This is a genomic window from Micromonospora sp. URMC 103 (assembly GCF_051386435.1).
In the GTDB taxonomy this organism is placed as follows: Bacteria; Actinomycetota; Actinomycetes; order Mycobacteriales; family Micromonosporaceae; genus Micromonospora.
This window is the reverse complement of the sequence record NZ_JBPQTR010000003.1, coordinates 157,394-173,514: the sequence shown is the minus strand read 5'-3', so window position 1 is coordinate 173,514 and position 16,121 is coordinate 157,394. Positions and strand designations below refer to the sequence as shown.

Annotated in this window: 18 protein-coding genes; 9 read left to right on the top strand and 9 right to left on the bottom strand. The window is 74.1% G+C overall.

Going from position 1 to position 16,121, the window contains the following annotated elements; genetic code table 11:
* Positions 1-15: 15 nt before the first annotated feature.
* Entirely contained in the window at positions 16-1,209 is a 1,194-nt protein-coding gene (locus tag ACSNOA_RS01185; RefSeq protein WP_436656172.1) for a GNAT family N-acetyltransferase, read from the bottom strand.
* Between the two features lie 2 nt (positions 1,210-1,211).
* A complete protein-coding gene (locus ACSNOA_RS01180; RefSeq protein ID WP_436655315.1) occupies positions 1,212-1,934 on the bottom strand; it encodes a PP2C family protein-serine/threonine phosphatase in 723 nt (240 codons plus the stop codon).
* Positions 1,935-1,996: 62 nt separating this feature from the next.
* On the opposite strand from ACSNOA_RS01180, the gene ACSNOA_RS01175 reads away from it, so the two are divergent.
* Positions 1,997-3,109 carry an AAA family ATPase gene (locus ACSNOA_RS01175; protein ID WP_436655313.1) on the top strand — a complete coding sequence of 371 codons (1,113 nt, stop codon included), beginning with the start codon at positions 1,997-1,999 and terminating at the stop codon, positions 3,107-3,109.
* Between the two features lie 8 nt (positions 3,110-3,117).
* Here the strand turns inward: ACSNOA_RS01175 and ACSNOA_RS01170 are convergent, their stop codons facing one another.
* Positions 3,118-3,675 (bottom strand): helix-turn-helix domain-containing protein, encoded by a 558-nt coding sequence (locus ACSNOA_RS01170; protein ID WP_436655311.1) that lies wholly within the window; start codon positions 3,673-3,675, stop codon positions 3,118-3,120.
* 42 nt (positions 3,676-3,717) lie between these two features.
* Here ACSNOA_RS01170 and ACSNOA_RS01165 point away from each other — a divergent pair, with 42 nt between their 5' ends.
* Entirely contained in the window at positions 3,718-5,013 is a 1,296-nt protein-coding gene (locus ACSNOA_RS01165) for a benzoate/H(+) symporter BenE family transporter (protein WP_436655309.1), read from the top strand.
* A gap of 788 nt (positions 5,014-5,801) precedes the next feature.
* Here ACSNOA_RS01165 and ACSNOA_RS01160 read toward each other — a convergent pair.
* From ACSNOA_RS01160 to ACSNOA_RS01145, 4 genes are all read right to left on the bottom strand, one after another.
* Positions 5,802-6,173 (bottom strand): hypothetical protein, encoded by a 372-nt coding sequence (locus tag ACSNOA_RS01160; protein ID WP_436655307.1) that lies wholly within the window; start codon positions 6,171-6,173, stop codon positions 5,802-5,804.
* A gap of 65 nt (positions 6,174-6,238) precedes the next feature.
* On the bottom strand, positions 6,239-6,490 hold the full coding sequence (locus ACSNOA_RS01155) for a hypothetical protein (RefSeq protein ID WP_436655305.1): 252 nt from the start codon (positions 6,488-6,490) through the stop codon (positions 6,239-6,241).
* A gap of 81 nt (positions 6,491-6,571) precedes the next feature.
* Positions 6,572-7,045: a large conductance mechanosensitive channel protein MscL gene (gene mscL, locus ACSNOA_RS01150; protein WP_436655303.1), complete on the bottom strand. Its 474-nt coding sequence runs from the start codon at positions 7,043-7,045 to the stop codon at positions 6,572-6,574.
* Between the two features lie 38 nt (positions 7,046-7,083).
* Entirely contained in the window at positions 7,084-7,767 is a 684-nt protein-coding gene (locus ACSNOA_RS01145; RefSeq protein WP_436655301.1) for a FadR/GntR family transcriptional regulator, read from the bottom strand.
* Positions 7,768-7,817: 50 nt separating this feature from the next.
* On the opposite strand from ACSNOA_RS01145, the gene ACSNOA_RS01140 reads away from it, so the two are divergent.
* Positions 7,818-9,113, top strand: a complete 1,296-nt coding sequence (locus ACSNOA_RS01140) for an MFS transporter (RefSeq protein WP_436655299.1) — start codon at positions 7,818-7,820, stop codon at positions 9,111-9,113.
* A 10-nt stretch (positions 9,114-9,123) separates the two neighbouring features.
* Here the strand turns inward: ACSNOA_RS01140 and ACSNOA_RS01135 are convergent, their stop codons facing one another.
* On the bottom strand, positions 9,124-9,480 hold the full coding sequence (locus tag ACSNOA_RS01135; RefSeq protein WP_120328034.1) for an STAS domain-containing protein: 357 nt from the start codon (positions 9,478-9,480) through the stop codon (positions 9,124-9,126).
* 168 nt (positions 9,481-9,648) lie between these two features.
* Here ACSNOA_RS01135 and ACSNOA_RS01130 point away from each other — a divergent pair, with 168 nt between their 5' ends.
* From ACSNOA_RS01130 to ACSNOA_RS01105, 6 genes are read left to right on the top strand one after another with little or no spacing between them, the layout of a single operon-like run.
* Entirely contained in the window at positions 9,649-10,509 is an 861-nt protein-coding gene (locus tag ACSNOA_RS01130; protein ID WP_436655297.1) for an STAS domain-containing protein, read from the top strand.
* On the top strand, positions 10,509-10,928 hold the full coding sequence (locus ACSNOA_RS01125; RefSeq protein WP_436655295.1) for an STAS domain-containing protein: 420 nt from the start codon (positions 10,509-10,511) through the stop codon (positions 10,926-10,928). Before ACSNOA_RS01130 ends, ACSNOA_RS01125 begins: the two co-directional genes overlap by 1 nt.
* Positions 10,925-11,344 carry an ATP-binding protein gene (locus tag ACSNOA_RS01120; protein ID WP_436655293.1) on the top strand — a complete coding sequence of 140 codons (420 nt, stop codon included), beginning with the start codon at positions 10,925-10,927 and terminating at the stop codon, positions 11,342-11,344. Before ACSNOA_RS01125 ends, ACSNOA_RS01120 begins: the two co-directional genes overlap by 4 nt.
* Before the next feature lie 38 nt (positions 11,345-11,382).
* Positions 11,383-12,354 (top strand): SpoIIE family protein phosphatase, encoded by a 972-nt coding sequence (locus ACSNOA_RS01115; RefSeq protein ID WP_436656170.1) that lies wholly within the window; start codon positions 11,383-11,385, stop codon positions 12,352-12,354.
* Complete coding sequence (locus ACSNOA_RS01110; protein ID WP_436655291.1) at positions 12,351-13,712, top strand: sensor histidine kinase; 1,362 nt, start codon at positions 12,351-12,353, stop codon at positions 13,710-13,712. Before ACSNOA_RS01115 ends, ACSNOA_RS01110 begins: the two co-directional genes overlap by 4 nt.
* A gap of 1 nt (position 13,713) precedes the next feature.
* Complete coding sequence (locus ACSNOA_RS01105) at positions 13,714-15,249, top strand: SpoIIE family protein phosphatase (protein ID WP_436655289.1); 1,536 nt, start codon at positions 13,714-13,716, stop codon at positions 15,247-15,249.
* A gap of 25 nt (positions 15,250-15,274) precedes the next feature.
* Here the strand turns inward: ACSNOA_RS01105 and ACSNOA_RS01100 are convergent, their stop codons facing one another.
* Positions 15,275-16,090: an AraC family transcriptional regulator gene (locus ACSNOA_RS01100; RefSeq protein WP_436655287.1), complete on the bottom strand. Its 816-nt coding sequence runs from the start codon at positions 16,088-16,090 to the stop codon at positions 15,275-15,277.
* Positions 16,091-16,121: the final 31 nt, after the last annotated feature.

The following is a 16,121-nucleotide window of genomic DNA, read 5'->3' as shown; positions in this document are numbered from 1 at the left end:
GCAGTGGCGCCGGCCTCAGAAATCGGCGAAGAGGTACGGGACCCGGCGCGGGAAGATCCGGCGCAGCTCGGCGGCGGCGTCCGCCGGCACGTCACCGAGCCCACGCAGGTGCACCTCGACCGGGTCGAGCACCCCGTACGCCAGGGCGGACAGCCCGGCGGCCGTGAGCGTTGCGCCCGGCGTGGCGGTGCCCGCCGTCGCGGCACGCAGCTCCAGCGAGCCGGTGGTGCCGTCCAGCAGGTGCGCGCCGGCCAGCCAGCGGTCGCCGGTCAGCTCGACGCGTACCCGGCCGGGGCCGGCGGGCAGCCCGGTCAACGCGTCCAGCGCGAGCAGCCGCGCCATGGGCGCCGACGAGCCGGGCCGGGCCACCCGCGCCTCGACGTGCACGGCCAGGTCGGTGAGCCACAGCTCGGGCAGTTCGTCGGCGGCCACCCGGACGCTGATCCGCTCCACCTGGTCGACGTGCCGGGCGAGGAACTGCAAGAGCAGCGACCGGGCGTACGGATCGACGGCGAGCAGATCGTCGCCGACCAGCTCGCCGCCGTGGTCGTCGATCCGGTACGTGAGCGCGCCGGTCACCACACCGTCGACGCGCGCCGTGAGCAGCCAGCGTTCGTCCAGGTCGCGTAGCTGGACGTCCCGATAGTCGGGGAAGAGCGCGAAGCCGTGCCGGTCGCGCAGGCAGCGCTCGGTGAACTCGCGCCAGGCGGGGTAGCCGCCGCCGATCCGCTCCCAGCCCACCTCGCCGGGAAGGTCGGCGCCGAGCAGCGGATGCAGGTCGGCCGGGGAGAAGGTCACCGTACGCGGCTTGGGCAGCCCGACGTAACCGAACCGGGCGTAGAAGCTGGGCCGGAACGGGTAGAGCGCGGTGAGCGAGTGCCCCTCGTCGCGCATCTCGTCGAGGAGCTGGTGCAGCACCGTCCGGACGTGCCCCCGCCGGCGGGCCAGCGGATGACTGGCCACACCGGCCACACCGGCCATGGGCAGCACGGCGCCGCGCAGGTTCTGCCGCATCGGGATCGCCGACGCCGCGGCCAGCGTGGCGCCGTCCTCCTCGACGATGAGCGTCCGGTTGCCCTCGTTGTAGGGCAGGTACGCCCGGAACTCCTCCGCGCGGCGGGCGCTGCGCGGCGACGGCTCGAAGGCGTACGCCCCGAGCACGAAGCTCGTGGTGAGGCGTTCCTCCGAGCTGATCCGGCGGACGGCCACCGTCACGCCACCAGCGTGACGTCGGAGACCACCACGGTCACGTTGTCCGGCGCGCCGGCCTGGTGGGCGAGCTTGACGAGCTGTTCGCCGCAGAGCTGCCGGTCGCCGTACGCGCCGAGCGTCACGGCGATCGCCTCGTTCTCCACGTAGTCGGAGAGACCGTCGCTGCACAGGAGCAGCCGGTCACCGGCCTGGACGGTGAGCGTGCCGATCGTGGGCGGGCTGTCCGACCCCTGCACGGCGCGGGTCACGAGAGAGCGCTGCGGATGGTGGCGCGCCTGCTCGGGGGTGAGCGCGCCCTGGTCGACGAGCGCCTGCACGAACGTGTCGTCCCGGGTCAGCTGGGTCAGCTTGGTGTCCCGCAGCAGGTAGCAGCGCGAGTCGCCCACCTGGGCGAGCACCAGCGTCTCGCCAGCGAGCAGGGCGGCCGTCAGCGTCGTACCCATGCCTTCGCGGGCCGGGTCGACGGCGATGGCGGCGTGGATGCGCTGGTTGGCGGCGCTCACGACGGCGCGCAGCGCGTCGGCGGCGGCCTCCGGGTCGGTGGGCGGGGTCAGCTCGTCGAGGATCCGGATGGCGATCTCGCTGGCCACCTCTCCCGCGGGCAGGCCGCCCATGCCGTCGGCGACGGCGACCAGCCGGTCGCCGGCGAGGGCGGAGTCCTCGTTGTTGGTCCGCACCAGACCGATGTCGTTGAGGATTGCCGAGCGGAGGATCAACGTCATGCGCCTAGCTTGCCAAGAACACCCCACCCGCGTCTCTACGCACTACTACGTAGGGTTGGGGAATGATGCCGGTGTCCATGGTCGGGCGCGCCCGTGAGCTGGCTGAGCTCGACCGGGCGTGGTCCACGGTGGTGGCCGGCCGCCGGTCGGCGCCGAGCGTCGCGGTGATTACCGGCGCTGCCGGCGTGGGCAAGAGTCTGCTGGTGGCCGCCGCCCTGGACGCCTTCGCCCCGCGCCCGGCCGTGGTGCTCTCCGGCGCGGCCCGGGTGCACAGCCCCGCCCCCTACGACTGGCTCGCGGCCGTGCTCAGCGGGCGGGACACCGCCCGGCTCGACCTGCCGCCGGACGCGCTCGCGTGGTTGGCCCAGCATCCGACCTCGCCCCGTGAACGGTACGCGCCGGGCGCCCTGCTGCGTCTCGCCGTACGGACCGTCCGCCTGCTGGTCGGCGTCGGCCCGGCCGTGCTGGTGGTCGAGGACCTGCACGCGCTCGACCCGGCGAGCCTGAACCTGATCGGCGAACTGGCCACCGCGGCCGAGCTGCCCGTGCTGCTGGTGGTGGCCACCCGGCCCGCCGCGGAGGCGCTGGCTCCGGACCTCGCGGTCCGCGCGCTGTCGCGACTCTGCGGCGTACGCGGCGCGGTGCGCCAGCACCTCGGGCCGCTGCGTCCGGCCGACGTCGCCGAGGTGCTGGCCCAGGTGTACGCCGGCCCGCCCCCGCCCGCCCGGGTGGTGAGCGCTGTCTGGCGGCGTACCGGCGGGAACCCGTTCGCGTTGACCGAGCTTCTCGCGGCGCACGCCGGTCAGGAACCCGAGGCCCTGCTCCGGCCGCCGTCGGTGCCCCGGCCGGCATCGTCCCCGGGTTCCTCCGGCCCGGCGGGTTCCTCCGGCCCGGCGGGTTCCTCCGGCCCGGCGGGCTCCTCCGGTCCGGCGGCGGTCGTCCGGCCGACCGGGCCGGAGGAGGCCGAGCTGACCGGCCGGGAGATCGAGGTGCTCGGCTGCCTGGTCGCCGGCATGTCGAACAAGCAGGCCGCGAAGGCGCTCGGCATCTCGGTGCGGACGGTCACCGTGCACGTGTCGAACCTCCTGCGCAAGACCGGGTCGGCGTCCCGCACCGAGGTCGCGCTCTGGGCCGTGCAGCACCGACTCCCGGCGCCCGCGCCCGTCGAGGGCTGAGCCGGACGTCAGCGGCGCGGGTAGCGCAGCAGCAGGCTGGCGGCAACCTCCTCGTCACCGATCGCCGCGTAGCTGTGCGGCACATCCGAGGTCCAGCGCAGGTACCCACCGGCCGCGGCCGTCGACGGGGCGTCGACCGGCCCCGCCCGCAGCACCCCGGAGAACACCGTGACGTGCTCGGTGACGCCGGGCTGGTGCGCCGGAGAGAGCTGCCCGGCGCCCGGAGCGACCCGCATCCGGTACAGCTCGTAGGTCGCGTCGGCGTCGGCGAACACCTCGAGCAGGGTGGCGTGCACCGCCGCGCCGTGCACGGACGGGGTGGCGGCCGGCTCGGCGAGCACCGCGGCGAGCGGCACGCCGAGTTGGGCCGTGACGGCGTAGAGCGTCTCGAGCGTCGGGTTGCGGGTGCCGTTCTCCAGGCCGGAGAGGGTCGCCTTCCCGATGCCGGCCCGTCGGGCCAGGGCCGAGAGCGAGATGCCCCGCTCCTCGCGCAGGCCGCGTACGCGCCCACCGATCACGGTCGGATCGGCGTCGAGCGCACGACGGTCTGGTGGTGACTGGGGCACCTCGCTATGGTGCTACACGTCTGCGTTCCGTAAACGGAACAGATGGAGGTGGACGTGACCGGGCGGATCCAACCGGTGCTGGCCGGCGTGGTGACCGCGCTGGTCGGCTTCGCGAGTTCGTTCACCGTCGTCCTGGCCGGGCTCCGGGCCGCCGGGGCCGATGCGGGGCAGGCCGCCTCCGGGCTGTTGGCGCTCTGCGTGGCGTCCGGGCTCGCCGCCGCCTGGCTGGGCCTGCGCCACCGGCTGCCGATGAGCGTCGCCTGGTCCACCCCGGGCGCGGCGCTGCTGGTCGCCACCGGGCCGCTGCCCGGCGGCTGGCCGGTGGCGGTCGGGGCGTTTCTCGTCTCGGGTCTGCTCGTCGTGGCGGCCGGGCTGGTCGCGCCGCTCGGCCGGGCGGTGGCGGCCATCCCGAAGCCGGTCGCGGGCGCGATGCTCGCCGGTGTGCTGCTGCCGCTCTGCACCGCCCCGGTGCGCGCCCTCGTCGAGGTGCCCCGGTTGGCCGGCCCGGTGGTGGTCGCCTGGCTGCTGCTGCACCGGTACGCCCGCCGCTGGGCGGTGCCGGGAGCGCTGGTGGTCGCCGTGGTGGCGATTTCGGCGACCTCGACCGGCGCCGGCCCGGGCACGGCGGGGCTGCGCCCGGCGGTCGAGCTGACCGCGCCGGCCTGGAACGCGTCCGCCCTCGTAGGGCTCGCGTTGCCGCTGTTCCTGGTCACGATGGCCGCGCAGAACGTGCCCGGGATGGCGGTGCTGGTCGGCTACGGCTACCGGCCGCCGTTCACCGCCGCCCTGCGGGCCACCGGCCTGGCGAGCCTGCTGGCGGCGCCGGCCGGCGGGCACGCGGTGAACCTCGCCGCGATCACCGCCGCCCTGGCCGCCGGCCCGGACGCGCACCCGGACCCGGACCGCCGGTGGGTCGCGTCGGTGACCGCCGGAGCCGGACTCGCCCTGCTCGGGCTCGGCGCCGGGGTGGCCACCGCGCTCGTGGCGACGGCGCCGCCGGTGCTCATCGAGGCGGTCGCCGGGCTCGCGCTGCTCGGCGCGCTCGCCGCTGCGCTCGCGTCGGCGGTGGCCGACCCGGAGGGCCGCGAGGCGGCCGTGGTCACGTTCGTGGTCACCGCCTCCGGGGTCACCCTCGTCGGCGTGGGCGGCGCGTTCTGGGGACTCATGGCGGGGTGCCTGATGCTCCTGCTCTTCCGCCGTCGCCGGACCGCCGCGCCCGCGGAGCCTGACGAGTCCCCGGAGCCTGACGAGTCCGCGGAGCCTGGGGTGTCCGCGGAGCCTGGGGTGTCCGCGGAGCCCGCCCCGTCCTACTCCTCGCCACGGACGCTTTCGAGCTGAGTCGCCGACGACATCGACGCCGAGAGGGCCGCCGGGCGACACGGCTGGGGAAAGGCCTGGCCACGTCCAGTGCCCCGAGCACTGTCGAGCTGCCCCAGATATGGGGCGGTGGCCGTGGGGCGGGCACGGGTGGGTTGCGGGTGGGGCGCGGGGCCGGGTGCGGCACGGATGGGGCGCGGTGGGGTGCGGGTGGGGCGCGCGGTGGGGTGCTGGTGCGGCACGGGTGGGGTGCGGTGGGGTGCGTGGCCGGTGCGGCACGGGTGAAGGTGCGGGTGGTGCGCGCGGTGGTGCGCGCGGTGGGGCGCGCGGTGGGGCGCGTGGTGGGGTGCCGGTGCGGCACGGGTGGGGCGCGCGGTGGGGTGCCGGTACGGCACGGTGGGGCGGGGGTGGGGTGCCGGTGGGGGACGGGCGGGGTGGTGCGCGAGCGGTGCTCTTCCCCAGTGGACGCTCCGCATTGTCTAGGAGTCCACCGGGTCGGGTGCGCGTCCGTCCGCGAAGCCGCCGTCCTCTCCCGCGGCGCCGATCGCCATGATTCGCCCGCCGAGCCGCAGCGCGTACGGGCCGACGCCGCGCTGGCGTCTACGACATCAGCTCCGGGGAGCCGAGAGACATCCGGTTCGGCGGGCGGCCCTTGGCGAGGGGCGTGGACGATGGTCGGCTGCCCCAGATCTGGGGCAGCTCGACAGTGTCCGAGGTTGCATCGCGGCTCCGGTCCGAGGGACAGGCGCTGCCCTGCGGGAGCGCCGGCCCGGAGAGGGCGGCCGGCACGGGAGCGCCGGCGCGGCGCGTCACTCCTCCTCGGGCAGGTTGGCGACGGGGACCTCGAGGCGTACGCGGCCGTCGGTGACCGTGGCGATCCAGTCGGCCGGCACGTAGACCGCGCCCGTGTCACTCAGCTCGGTGGTGACCTTGAGGTAGCCGCCGTGCATCAGTCGGGCCGCCACGTCGGCCGGCACGTCGGGTTCCTCGACCGCGGTCGACTCGATCAGCTCGTCGAGGCTGCTGCCCGGGTCGGTGGTCGGCGCCTGCACGGTCACCGCGTTCGGGTCGCCTCGCTGGACGAGATCCACCGTGCCGACCTCGGTGCCGTCGACATCGATCACCGGCATGCCGGTGGTGATCCGGGAGATGGTCGTCTGCTGGTCGCCCTGCTGCTTCATTCAGCGCCGGTTCCCGGGGCAGCGCGCCGCTAAACGCCGCCCCGGCGCGCCCCGCCGCCGGAGGGTCAGAGAGCCGGCGGTGCCCAGCCGCCCGGCGGGCGGGGCGACAACTCGCGCCAGGTGTCCGTGCCCTCGAGCAGCGCCCGGACCGTCTCCTCGGCCTCGTCCGCACTGCCGTGCTCGTAGAAACGGGAGACCCCTTCGGCCCCGCCGGCCCGCTGCTCGACGTGCCACCGGTCGCCGTCGACGCGGAGGAACACGTCCCGCCGCGCGAGCCGCCCCCATTTCCCGTTCCACCAGTGCTTTCGCTGCTCCATGCGCGGACTCTATCGAACACACGTACGAGAATGTGCGGCCCCTGCGGGAATCCCACAGGGGCCGGTGTGCCGATGCCGGGTTCAGCGCGGCGTGGGCGGTTCGTTCCGTCGGCCGAGCACGTCGTCGAGCGCGCCGCGCTGCTGACCGGGCGTGCGGTGGCCGGCCGCGACGAGCGCGTCCCGGATCTCGGTGAGCAGCTTGACCTCCTCGCTGGGCGCCTTCGGCGGGGGCTCCTCGCCCCGGCGCCGACGCTCGGCCAGCCGGTTCATCGGGTAGACCACGAGGAAGTAGAGGGCCGCCGCCGTGAGCAGGAAGGTGATCACGGCGTTGACGAACGCCACCCAGTCGAATGCGACGCCGCGGAACTTCGGCGCCGTGCCGGCGATGCCCTTGTCGCTGCCGGTCACGAGCAGCACGAAGACCCGGATCAGCGGGTCCAGGAACGACTTGGTGAGCTGGGTGACCACGCCCGTGAACGCGGCACCGATGACGACGCCGACCGCCAGGTCGACGACGTTTCCGCGCATGATGAAGTCTTTGAAGCCCTTGAGCATCCGCACTCCCGTGCTGTCCGGTTTCCGTCCGGGACAACCTATGCCCCGGCCGGAGGCTCCAGGAAAGCCCCGGCCTCGCGGGCCGCGCGGTCCGGATCGCCGGCCCGGATCGCGTCGACCATCCGGGAGTGGTCGATGTGCTGCTCCGGCGCCATCCCCTCACCCATGACCTGGGTGAGGCTGCTGCGCAGCGCGGTGCCGACCGAGGCGTACAGATCGGCGAGCATGCGGTTGTGCGCGGCGGCGACCACCGTCATGTGCAGGGCGACGTCGGCCTCCACGAACTCCTCGGCCCGGCCGCCGCGCCACGCCGCCTCGCGCGCCGTCAGCGCGTCGTCGAGGGCGACCAGATCCTCCGGCGTACGCCGCAGGGCAGCGAGCCGGGCCGCCTCGACCTCGAAGGCACGGCGTACCTCGATCACCTCGGTCATCCGGTCGTCGCTGATCCGGCGAGCCACCACGGGGGCCAGCTCGTCGGTCGACACCACGTACGTCCCGGAGCCCTGCCGGCACTCGAGCACGCCCGAGTGCTGGAGCGCCCGGACCGCCTCACGGACCGTGTTGCGCCCCACGCCGAGCGCGGCGACCAGTTGCGGCTCGGTGGGGATCCGGGACCCGACCGGCCACTCGCCGGCCAGGATCCGCTCCCTGAGCTGGGCGATCGTCTCGCGTATCCGCTGCCCGCGCGGCGGCGCCGAGGGGGAATCGGTCGACCGTGGCACTGGTTACATCACCGGCCCGAAATTCATCCCATGATTGTAGGTTCAACGGTATGACTCCGCCACCCACCGGCACCGCCGACCCGATACTCGTCCCCGCCGGCGGCCCGGCGACCGGATCCGCTCCGAGCGCCGCGAGCAGCCCGAACGCGCCGACGAGTCCGGTGACGGGCACCGCCCTGGTGCTGGTCGGGATGCTGCTCGTCGCGCTCAACCTGCGCGCCGCGATCACCAGCCTCGGTGCCCTGCTCGACGAGGTCCGCGACGGGATGGGGCTCTCCGGGGCGATGGCCGGGGTCATCACCACCCTGCCCGCCGTGGCCTTCGGCGTGTTCGGCGCGCTCACCCCCCGGCTCGTCCGTCGGTACTCGCCCGCCCGGGTGCTGGTGGTGGCGATGGTCCTGCTCGCCGCCGGGCAGCTGGTCCGGGTCGGCACCGGCTCGACGGCGGTCTTCCTCGCCGCGAGCGCCGTGGCGCTCGCCGGGGTGGCGGTGGCGAACGTCCTGCTGCCGCTGCTGGTCAAGCAGTACTTCCCGCACCGGATCGGGCTCGTCACCGGGGCGTACTCCATGACCCTCACGGCCGGGGCGGCGACCGCGGCCGCCACGACCGTGCCGATCGCCCACCTGCTCGGCTCCTGGCGGGCCGGGCTCGCCGTGTGGGCCGGGCTCGCGACGGTGGCCGTACTGCCGTGGCTGCCGCTGGCGCTGCGGGGCGGCACCGCCCGGCGGGCCGCCACCGCGACGGCGACCGGGCCCGCCCGCCCACCGATCCGACCGGCGCGGACCCGGCTCGGCTGGGCCATGGCGATCTACTTCGGGACCCAGTCGCTCAGCGCGTACGCGATCATGGGCTGGCTGGCCCAGCTCTTCCGCGACGCCGGTTACCGGCCGGAGCAGGCCGGTCTGCTGCTCGCCGGCGTGACCGCGCTCGGTGTGCCCATCGCGCTGCTGATGCCGACCTTCGCCGCCCGGCTCCGCTCACTGCGCCCGCTGATGCTGACGCTCTCCGCCGCGATGGCGCTCGCGTACCTCGGGATGGTGCTCGCGCCGCACGGCGGGGCGCTGCTCTGGGTGGTGCTGCTGGCGATCGGGCAGAGCGCGTTCCCGCTGGCGCTGGCGGTCATCGGGATGCGGGCCCGGACGACGGAGGGAACGGTGGCGCTCTCCGCGTTCACCCAGAGCACCGGCTACCTGATCGCGGCGGTCGGCCCGCTGCTGGTGGGCATCCTCTACCAGGCGACCGGGGGCTGGAACGTGCCGATCGGCTTCCTTGCGGTCGCGCTCGCCGCGCAGACGATGGCGGGCATGGTGATCGCCCGTCCCCGGCACATCGAGGACGAGCGGTGAGCGGAAACGGTCAGGAGGACGCCGGGGTGGGATCACCCGCGACGGCCTGCTCGACCGTCGGGTACGTCTGCAGCACCTCGACCAGGCCGCTGACCTCGAGGATGCGCAGCACCCCCCGCTGCGGGGCGGCCAACCGGACCACGCCGCCCGCCTCGTCACAGCTGTTCTTGGCCCGTACGAACACCGACAGCCCCGTGGAGTCGCAGAAGGAGACCTCCGCCAGGTCGAACACCAGGCGGTTGCGGCCCTTGTCGAGCAGGTCGGTGATTTGGTCCTGCAGCTGGGGTGCGGTCGCCATGTCCAGCTCGCCCGCGACCGACACGACGACCACGTCGCCGCGTTGTTCCGTGTGCACCGTCAAGGACATTCGCCAGACCTCCTGCTGTTATCGGTGGAACGGTATCCCACGATCGGGGTCGAACGCAGAACGGGAGTGGTGGTCCGGTGGCCATCGTCATTCCGTTGCCTTGTGGCAAGTAGTTGGCCAGGCCCCGGTGATAGAGTCCGCCCGGTCCGGGGTCGAGGGGGTTTGGTGATGGCGTTGAACGCCGAGGAGAGCGGCCGGCTCGTGGCACTGCTGGGTGAGCATGCCGAGCAGGTCACGCAGCGTTGGACCGAGATCGTCGCGGCGTCTCTGCGCGGCCGGCTCAGCCAGGCCGAGCTGCGCCGGCAGCTCGACGAGCTGCGCCGCGCCCTGGTCACCACGGGCGAGCAGGGGATCGTCGACCTGGAGGCCGAGCACGCGGCCGAGCTGCGGGCCGTCCTGGGCGAGCTGTCCCGGGGCCGGGCCCGCCAGGGCTTCTCCGCCACCGAGACCGCTATCAGCATCTTCGCCCTGAAGGACGTGTTCCTGGAGGTGCTGGAGACCCGGGCGAGCGAGGGCACGCTCCGGGACTACGTGGCGTTCTCCGGCCTCGTCGACCAGATGGGCCTGTTCACGTTCGAGAGCTTCGTCCGCACCCGGGAGAGCCTGATCGCCGACCAGGCCGAGCAGTTGCTCGAGCTCTCCACGCCGGTGGTCAAGCTCTGGGAGGGCGTTGTCGCCGTGCCGCTGGTCGGCACGCTCGACTCGGCCCGGGCCCAGGTGGTCATGGAGCGGCTGCTGGAGACCCTGGTCGACACCAGCTCGCCGTACGCGATCATCGACATCACCGGCGTCCCGGCGGTGGACACCCAGGTCGCCCAGCACATCCTCAAGACCGTGGTGGCCGCCCGGCTGATGGGCGCCGACTGCATCATCTCGGGCATCCGGCCCCAGATCGCGCAGACGATCGTGGCTCTCGGCATCGAGTTCGGTGACATCGCCACGAAGGCGAGCCTCGCCGACGCGCTCCGCCACGTGCTGCGACTCAACGGCGTCGAGACGTCCCGCCGCCAGCCGCGTCGGGAGTCCTGATGGACCGGGTGCCGATCCTCAAGATCGGCGACATCCTGCTGGTCTCCATCCAACTCGACATGTCCGACCAGACGGCGCTCCAGCTCCAGGAGGACCTCGCCGAGCGGATCGTGGCGACGGGCAGCCACGGCGTGATCATCGACATCACGGCGCTGGACATCGTCGACTCGTTCGTCGGCCGGATGCTCTCCACCATCGCGTCGATCTCCAAGGTCCTCGATGCCGAGACGGTCGTGGTCGGTATGCGCCCGGCGGTCGCCATCACCCTGGTCGAGCTGGGCCTGTCGCTCAACGGGATCCGGACGGCGCTCAACGTGGAACGGGGCATGGAGTTGATCGCGATCGCGCGCGCCGACGAGCTCGTGCAGGACGACGAGTTCGACGACGAGACGGGCGCGGAAACGACGGCATCGCCGTGACCGCCGGCGTCGACGTGGGCCACCCGCAGGCGCAGGCGATCGAGAGCGACGAGGACGTCGTACGCGTCCGGCAGTTGGTGCGGACGGTGGCCGTGGCCGCGAAGCTGTCGCTCGTCGACCAGACCAAACTGGTCACGGCGGCCAGCGAGCTGGCCCGCAACACCCTCGTGTACGGCGGCGGCGGTTCCGTCGAGGTGACGACCGTGGACAACGGCCTGCGCCGGGGCGTACGGATCGTCTTCGCCGACTCCGGGCCGGGAATCGCCGACCTGGACCTGGCGCTCACCGACGGCTACACCACCGGCGGCGGCCTGGGGCTGGGTCTGAGCGGCGCGCGCCGGCTGGTCGACGAGTTCGACATCGACACCGGTGCGGGCCGGGGCACCAGGGTGACCGTCACCAAGTGGGCCCGGTGAACGAGGACGCGGTCGGTGACCGCGGGATCTGGTTCCGGATGGAGACGGGCAGCACGGGCAGCGTGGTGCGGCGGGTCGCCGAGCGGCTCGGCCAGCAGCTCGAACTGGGTGCGACGCGCACGGCCGACCTGGCCATCGTCGCCGCCGAGCTGACCAGCAACCTGGCGAAGCACGCCGTCGACGGCGCGCTGCTGCTCCGCCCGGTACGCCGGCAGCGCGAGGCGGGCGTGGAGCTGGTGGCCGTCGACTCGGGGCCGGGCATGGCGGACCTCAGCGTCTCCTCCCGGGACGGGCACTCGACCGTCGGCACCCTCGGCATCGGCCTCGGCGCGATCGTCCGCCAGGCCAGCTGGTTCGATGGCTACTCGTTGCCCGGCCGGGGCACCGTCCTCGCGGTCCAGGTGTGGCCGTCCGGGCCCGACGAGACGCCCTGGGCGGGCGGCCTGACCCGGCCGCTCGGCGGGGAGTCGGTCAGCGGCGACGGCTACGCCGTCCGGGTCGCCGAGGGACGCCGTCAGGTGCTCGTCGCCGACGGGCTGGGACACGGCCCGTTGGCCTCCGCCGCCAGCGACGCGGCGATCACGGCGTTCCACAACGCGCCGGCGGGCTCGCCGGCGGTGGTCGTCCAGCACCTGCACCGGGCGATGTCGCACACCCGGGGCGCGGCCCTCGCCGTGGCCGAGCCGGATCCGGCGGCCGGGGTGCTGCGCTACGCGGGTCTCGGCAACATCACCGGGCAGCTCGTGGGCCCGGGCGGCCGGCGCCGCGGGCTGGTCTCGCTGCCCGGCATCGCGGGGCACCAGCGTCCGACGGTACGGGAGTACGACTACCCGTTCGCGGCGGACGACCTGCTGGTGATGCACAGCGACGGCGTGGTGGACCGGTGGCAGCTCGACGACTACCCGGGGCTCGCCGAGCGGTCCCCGCTGGTGGTCGCGGGGACGCTGCTGCGCGATGCCGGCACCCGCCGCGACGACGCCTGTGTGCTGGTCGCGAGAGCGTGGGCATGACCGGGCCACCGGACCGCCCGCCGCTGCTCCGGATGGCGCTGCGGGTCGAGCACGACATCTTCCTGTTGCGGCAGCGCGGCCGGGAGGTCGCCGCCGCCGTGGGGCTGGAGCACCAGGACCAGGTGCGGGTGGCCACCGCGCTCAGCGAGGTGGCCCGTGACCTGCTGGGCTCGGCGGGCGGCGCGGACGTGACCTTCCACGTCGACGACGCCGCGGACGGCCGGCAGCACCTGCGCGTGGATCTCGCCCCGATCCGCCCGCTGCCGGGCGGCCGTTACGACCCGCAGTCCGGCGCGGTGGCGCGGCTGGTGGACAGCCTGGGCGTGATCGGGTCCGGACGGGATACGGTCGTGCGGATGTCCCGACGGGTCCCGTCCGCCGCGCAGGCGCTGACCCCGGAGCGGCTCGCCGAGCTTCGTGCTGAACTCGGCCGGAGCGCTCCGGGCAGCGCCCTGGACGAGTTGGCGGCCCAGAACCAGCAGCTCATCGCGGCGCTCGACGAGGTACGCAGCCAGCGGGACGAGCTCGCCGTGCTGAACGAGGAACTCCAGGAGACGAACCGGGGCGTGATGGCGCTCTACGGGCAGCTCTCCGAGGAGCTGGAGGAGACCAACCGCGGCGTGGTGGCGCTCTACGCCGAGCTGGACGAGAAGTCGGCGCAGCTGCGGGCGGCGAGCGAGTCCAAGAGTCGCTTCCTGGCCAACGTGAGCCACGAGCTGCGGGCCCCGGTCACCGCGATCATCGGTCTGGGCCGGCTCCTCACCGACTCGGCGTCCGACCCGCTCACCGAGGAGCAGGCTCGGCAGGTCGAGTTGATCCGCTCGTCCGCGGCCGACCTGCTCGCCCTGGTCAACGAGCTGCTCGATCTCGCGAAGGCCGAGTCGGGCCGGATCGAGCCGGAATGGGCCGACGTGGACCTGCGGCCGGTCTTCGGGCAGCTCCGCGGCACGCTGCGCGCGCTCGCCACCCGTCCCGGGGTGGAGCTGGTCGTGGAGGAGCCGCCGAGCCCCGCGACGCTGCGCACCGACGAGGTGCTGCTCGGCCAGGTGCTGCGCAACCTGCTGCACAACGGCCTGAAGTTCACCGAACGCGGTGAGGTGCGCCTGCGCGCGCAGCGGCAGGGCGACACCTGGTCGCTCGAGGTCACCGACACCGGCCCGGGTATCGCGCCGGAGCTGCACGAGCGGATCTTCGAGGAGTTCTACCAGGTGCCGGGCGTCACCCGGGTCGGTGGGACGGGCCTCGGCCTGCCGTACGCGCGGCGGCTCGTGACCCTGCTCGGCGGCAGCCTGGAGCTGGCCAGCGAACCGGGCCGGGGCAGCACCTTCACCGTCACCCTGCCCGTGGGCGGAGCCTGACGTGCCCGGCCGGTCGACGGTGCTGGTGGTCGACGACAACGAGACCAAGCGGTACCTGCTGGTCAGTTGGCTGACCCGCGCCGGGTTCCGCGTCCTCGAGGCGCAGAACGGCGCCGAGGCGCTGGCCCGGGTCGACATCGACCCGATCGACCTGGTGGTGCTCGACGTCCGCCTGCCCGACCTCAGCGGCTTCGAGGTCTGCGAGCGGATCAAGAACGCTCACCCGGTCATGCCGGTGATCCACGTGTCGGCGCACGCGGTGGACGTCGTGGACCGCGCCCAGGGCTTGACGCGGGGCGCGGACGCGTACCTCGCGGAGCCGATCGAGCCGGACGAGCTGGTCGCCACCGTGAACGCGGTGCTGCGCTACTACCAGGCCCGGCAGCGCGCCGAGTTCCTCGCCGAGCGGCTGCTCGCGCTGGCCGACACGACCGTCGCGGTCCACACGGCGTCGACGTTCACCCGCCTCATCCAGGAGGCGGCCGCCGGCGCCGCGCGGATCTTCAAGAGCCCCGCTGCGGTCGTGGTGGAGACCTCGGACGGTGACTGCCTCGCGGGCGTCGTGACGGGCCCGGACGCGGACGTCGCGATCGTGCCGTGGGTGGTCGACGACAGCGGCGTCCCGATCGGCGCCACGGTGCGGGTCACCGATCCGGCCGGGTGGGCACTGCTCGACTGGCCGGTGGACGACACGGTGACGGTGGCCGCGGCCCGGCTGCGCGAGGACCGGCCGCCGCTCTACGTCGTGGTGCCCACGAGCACGCAGACGCACCGTACGCCGGTGCTCGTGCAGCTCGCCCAGGCCGTGGCGGCGGCCGTGGAGGCGCAGCGCTCCTTCGACGAGGAGCACCGCATCGCCGTCACCCTCCAACGCAGCCTGCTGCCCCGCCGGATCCCCGAGATCAACGGCCTGGACCTCGCGGTGCGGTACGAGCCGGCCAGCGCCCGGACCGAGGTGGGCGGCGACTTCTACGAGCTCGTGATGCTGGACGGGCACCTGCTGCTCGCCATCGGCGACGTGGCGGGGCACTCGCTGCACGCGGCGACCGTGATGGCCGAGCTGCGGCACGCGGTCCGGGCGTACGCCGTGGAGGGGCACCAGCCCGGCGCGATCCTGCACCGGGTCAACGAGCTGATGCGTACGCTGCTCCCGGCCGAGCTGGCCACGATCTGCGTGGTGCTCATGGAGCCCGCCACCGGGCGGGTCCGGCTGGCCAGCGCCGGCCACCTGCCGCCGGCGCTCAGCCTCGACGGCAAGGTGGAGTACGTCCAGCATCCGGCGCCCCTGCTCGGGGTGCGCGCCGAGCGCCCGCAGGACCTGGAGTTCGTGCTGCCGCCCGGGGCGACGCTGGTGTTCTACACCGACGGTCTGATCGAGCGGCGGGACGCCACCATCGACGACGGGCTGGCCGCGCTGGCCGCCGCGGCCGCGCAGGTCGACGACGACCTCGACCGGTTCTGCGAACGCCTGCTGGTGGAACTCGCTCCGGCCGAGATCCAGGACGACGTCGCGGTGGTCGCCCTCCGGCGCAGGTGAGCGGCGCCGCGACCGCCCGTGCGGCTCAGGCGAGGGAGCGGGCGTACGCGCCGGGGGAGGTGCCGGTGACGGCCGTGAACTCGCGGACGAGGTGCGCCTGGTCGCTGTAGCCGAGGTCGACGGCGAGCCGGGCCCAGTCGGGCGGCGGTCCGCCGGCCGCCTGCTCGATGGCCTCCTGGAGCCGGTAACGGCGGATCACCCACTTCGGACCGACGCCGACCCGGCTCAGGAAGAGGCGCTGCAACCGCCGGGTCGAGAGCCCGTGCCGACGGGCGAACGCGTCCACCCGCAGCACCGTGCGGTCCGTGCGGATCTCCTCGACGAGCCGGATCACCTCGTCCGTCACCGGGTCGGCCTCGGGCCCCCACCCGGTGAGCAGGCTGTCCAGGAGGCGGCAGCGCTCGGCGTCCGTACCGTCGCAGGCGCCGCCGGTGTGGTCGCGCGCCGGCGGCCAGCGGCCGGCGAGGTCGGCGAGCGGCCAGCGGCGGCCGGTCAGCTCGGCGACCGACCCGCGCCAGTACGGGTGGAAGCCGCCCGGCCGGAACTGCACGCCGCTGACCCGGCCGGTGCCGGCCAGGGTGATCGAGAAGAGGGCCAACCCGACGCCGGCCACCTCGCCGCGCTCCGGGCCGTCGCCGTCGCGTTGGAACACCACGTTGACCGCCGGGTGCGGCACGACATGCTGCTCCAGGGGCTCGGACAGATCCCAGTCGACGAGCCAGTAGTGCTCGACCCAGGGCCGCAGGGCCGGTGCCGGGAGGTGCCGGCGGAACCGGACCTGCCGCCGCAGCCGGCCCGGGTCCAGGATTCCCCGGCTGTCGCCACGCGGCTGGTGTCGCATTTCTTCAAGACCACCCTCATACGCTGGCCCT

Excerpts from the sequence above, each read along its gene's own strand:
- ACSNOA_RS01180 (WP_436655315.1), bottom strand. The coding sequence starts at position 1,934 with ATGACGTTGATCCTCCGCTCGGCAATCCTCAACGACATCGGTCTGGTG.
- ACSNOA_RS01175 (WP_436655313.1), top strand. The coding sequence starts at position 1,997 with ATGATGCCGGTGTCCATGGTCGGGCGCGCCCGTGAGCTGGCTGAGCTC.
- ACSNOA_RS01165 (WP_436655309.1), top strand. The coding sequence starts at position 3,718 with ATGGAGGTGGACGTGACCGGGCGGATCCAACCGGTGCTGGCCGGCGTG.
- ACSNOA_RS01160 (WP_436655307.1), bottom strand. The coding sequence starts at position 6,173 with ATGAAGCAGCAGGGCGACCAGCAGACGACCATCTCCCGGATCACCACC.
- ACSNOA_RS01155 (WP_436655305.1), bottom strand. The coding sequence starts at position 6,490 with ATGGAGCAGCGAAAGCACTGGTGGAACGGGAAATGGGGGCGGCTCGCG.
- mscL (WP_436655303.1), bottom strand. The coding sequence starts at position 7,045 with ATGCTCAAGGGCTTCAAAGACTTCATCATGCGCGGAAACGTCGTCGAC.
- ACSNOA_RS01140 (WP_436655299.1), top strand. The coding sequence starts at position 7,818 with ATGACTCCGCCACCCACCGGCACCGCCGACCCGATACTCGTCCCCGCC.
- ACSNOA_RS01135 (WP_120328034.1), bottom strand. The coding sequence starts at position 9,480 with ATGTCCTTGACGGTGCACACGGAACAACGCGGCGACGTGGTCGTCGTG.
- ACSNOA_RS01130 (WP_436655297.1), top strand. The coding sequence starts at position 9,649 with ATGGCGTTGAACGCCGAGGAGAGCGGCCGGCTCGTGGCACTGCTGGGT.
- ACSNOA_RS01125 (WP_436655295.1), top strand. The coding sequence starts at position 10,509 with ATGGACCGGGTGCCGATCCTCAAGATCGGCGACATCCTGCTGGTCTCC.
- ACSNOA_RS01115 (WP_436656170.1), top strand. The coding sequence starts at position 11,383 with ATGGAGACGGGCAGCACGGGCAGCGTGGTGCGGCGGGTCGCCGAGCGG.
- ACSNOA_RS01110 (WP_436655291.1), top strand. The coding sequence starts at position 12,351 with ATGACCGGGCCACCGGACCGCCCGCCGCTGCTCCGGATGGCGCTGCGG.
- ACSNOA_RS01100 (WP_436655287.1), bottom strand. The coding sequence starts at position 16,090 with ATGCGACACCAGCCGCGTGGCGACAGCCGGGGAATCCTGGACCCGGGC.